The following is a 2660-nucleotide window of genomic DNA, read 5'->3' on the forward strand; positions in this document are numbered from 1 at the left end:
GGCAACGGCCGCGCCTATGGCGATGCCGCGATCGGCGCCGTCAGGACCGTCGGGATGACCGGCTTCGACCGCGTCAGGTCGTTCGATCCGGTGACGGGCCGCATCCGCCTGGAGGCCGGCGTTCTGTTGTCGGACCTGATCGACACCTTTGGCCCGCGCGGCTTCCTGCCTTTCGTCGTGCCCGGTACGCGGTTCGTCTCGATCGGCGGCGCCATCGCGGCCGACGTGCACGGCAAGAACCATCATTGCGAAGGCGGCTTCGGCCGCTACGTCGACAGCCTGTTGCTGCGCACCGGGCAGGGCGAGGTCATCGAGGCCTCGCGCGAACAGAATTCCGAGGCCTTCTTCGCGACCGTCGGCGGCATGGGCCTGACCGGCATCATCCTGGAAGCGACGATGCGGCTGCGGCGGGTCGAGACCGGATGGATCCGCGAGCGGGTGATCTCCGCGTCCGATCTCGATGCCGCGATGCGCGCGCTCGAGGCGAGCGATGAGGCGACCTATTCGGTGGCCTGGATCGATTGCGTGGCACGAGGGCGCGATCTCGGCCGTTCGCTGATCTATCTCGGTGAGCACGCGGGCAGAGATGAGCTGGCGGACGGCGCCGATGTATTTCCGGTCGGCAAGGATCCCAGCCTCAGCGTGCCGGTCGATCTGCCGTCGATGGCACTGAACCGCATCAGCGTCCGCGCCTTCAACGAGCTCTACTATCGCATGGGCGCGCGGCGCGCCGGCAGCAGCCACGTGGTCTCGCTCTATCCGTATTTCTTTCCGCTCGACAGCATCGGTGGGTGGAATCGCATCTATGGCAAGCGCGGCTTCCTCCAGCATCAATGCGTGGTCCCGGAGCAAGGGGCGCGCGCCGTGCTCGGCGAGATCCTCGATCGCGTCGTACGGCGCGGCGATGCCTCCTTCCTCGCCGTGCTCAAGAAGCTCGGCCAGGGCGACGGCATCCTGTCATTCCCGCTGCCCGGCTACACGCTGGCGCTGGATTTCCCCGTCAAGGGCGACATCCTGAATTTCCTCGACGAGATCGATCGTCTCGTCGTCGCCGCCGGCGGGCGGCTGTATCTGGCGAAAGACGCGCGTCAGTCGCGCGCGACCTTCGCGGCGGGTTATCCTGCCTTGCAGCGTTTCAACGCGATCCGCAAATCGCTCGATCCCGCCGGCAACATCCGATCGAAACTTTCACAGCGTCTGTTCGATGAGGTCTAGGCCGTGACGTCACGCAAGTCCGCAATTGTGCTCGGTGGCTCCTCCGATATCGGCCGCGCCGCCGCGCGCGCCTTCGCCAAGGCCGGGTACGATGTCGCCCTCGCAGGCCGCGACGTCGCCGCGCTGCAGCCTGACGCCGCCGATCTGCGCGCGCGCTACAATGTCGAGGTCGGTCTGCACAAATTCGATGTGCTCGACACCGCGTCATTCGAGAGCTTTGTCGGCGCCCTTCCGGCATTGCCCGATGTCGTCGTCTCGATTGTCGGCCTGCTCGGCGTACAGCAGGATGCCGAGAGCGATCTCACGCACGCCACCGCGATCATGCGTTCGAACTACGAAGGCCCTGCGCTGATCCTCGGCCTGTTCGCGGAAAGATTCCTGGCGCGCGGCAGCGGGACGCTGGTTGGCGTGTCGTCGGTGGCCGGCGATCGCGGCCGGGCCTCGAACTATGTCTACGGCTCGGCCAAGGCAGGCTTCTCCGCGTTCCTCTCCGGCTTGCGCGCCCGTGCCAGCCGTGGCGGCGTGCATGTCGTCACCGTCAAGCCCGGCTTCGTCCGCACCCGGATGACGGAGGGCATGAAGCTGATCGGCCCGCTCACGGTGGAGGCGCCGGTGGTGGGCGATGCGATCCTTAGCGCCGTCGAGAACAAGACCGACGTCGTCTATGTCAGCGGCAAATGGCGCCTGGTGATGCTCATCATCAAATCGCTGCCGGAAGCGGTGTTCAAGAAGCTGAAGTTTTGAGGCTGTAGCCACGGCTGACGGTGCGCTCCCTCGCCCGCTTGCGGGAGAGGGCAGGGGGAGAGGGTGTCTCCGCGGGCGAGGACCCCCAAGAGGAGAAAGCCCTCACCCGCCGCTACGCGGCGACCTCTCCCGCAAGCGGGAGAGGTAAGAAACCTCACACACTCATGCGCTGGAACTGGCCCTGCGGGCGGAAGCGCCAGAGATATTGCGGAGCGATCGCTTCCAGCGAATCGGGCGTGATGCCGAGCCCTTCCAGCGTCAGGCCGGCTGCCTTCGCCGCCTCCGACACGACATTGTCGCGCTCGAGCATCGTGACCTGGTCCGGCGTCAGCTTGAACGCCCCCGGCGCAAATTGCAGAAAGTTGGCCTGGAAGCGGGCGAGGCCGAACGGCAGCGGCACCAGCATCCGCTTGCGGTCGGTGATGGCAAGGATGGCCTCGATGATCTCGCGCATGGTCAGCGCTTCCGGCCCGCCGAGCTCGTAGGTCGCGCCCGCCTTGGCCTTGCCGTCGACGGCGTCCGCGATCGCGGTGGCGACGTCGCCGACATAGACCGGCTGCATCCGGGTCCTCTCGCCGATCAGCGGCAGAACCGGCGACATCCGGGCCAGCGCCGCAAAGCGGTTGGTGAACTGGTCCTCGGGGCCGAACATCACGGAGGGGCGGAAGATCGTGGCCGAGGGCACCGCGGCCAGGACCGCC

Annotated in this window: 2 protein-coding genes and 1 pseudogene; 2 read left to right on the forward strand and 1 reads right to left on the reverse strand. The window is 66.9% G+C overall.

Annotation, left to right across the window (positions count from 1 at the left end):
* Together MOV74_RS35665 and MOV74_RS35670 are read left to right on the forward strand one after the other, a co-directional pair.
* Positions 1-1215, forward strand: a 1215-nt coding sequence (locus MOV74_RS35665; RefSeq protein WP_246931889.1) for an FAD-binding oxidoreductase, incomplete at its 5' end; no start/stop codon positions are given.
* Between the two features lie 3 nt (positions 1216-1218).
* Entirely contained in the window at positions 1219-1959 is a 741-nt protein-coding gene (locus tag MOV74_RS35670) for an SDR family oxidoreductase (protein WP_246931891.1), read from the forward strand.
* Positions 1960-2113: 154 nt separating this feature from the next.
* Here the strand turns inward: MOV74_RS35670 and MOV74_RS35675 are convergent.
* Positions 2114-2660, reverse strand: a pseudogene (locus MOV74_RS35675) (complex I NDUFA9 subunit family protein); the annotation flags it as partial.

The sequence above is a fragment of the Bradyrhizobium sp. SHOUNA76 genome, assembly GCF_023006445.1.
Classification (GTDB): domain Bacteria; phylum Pseudomonadota; class Alphaproteobacteria; order Rhizobiales; family Xanthobacteraceae; genus Bradyrhizobium.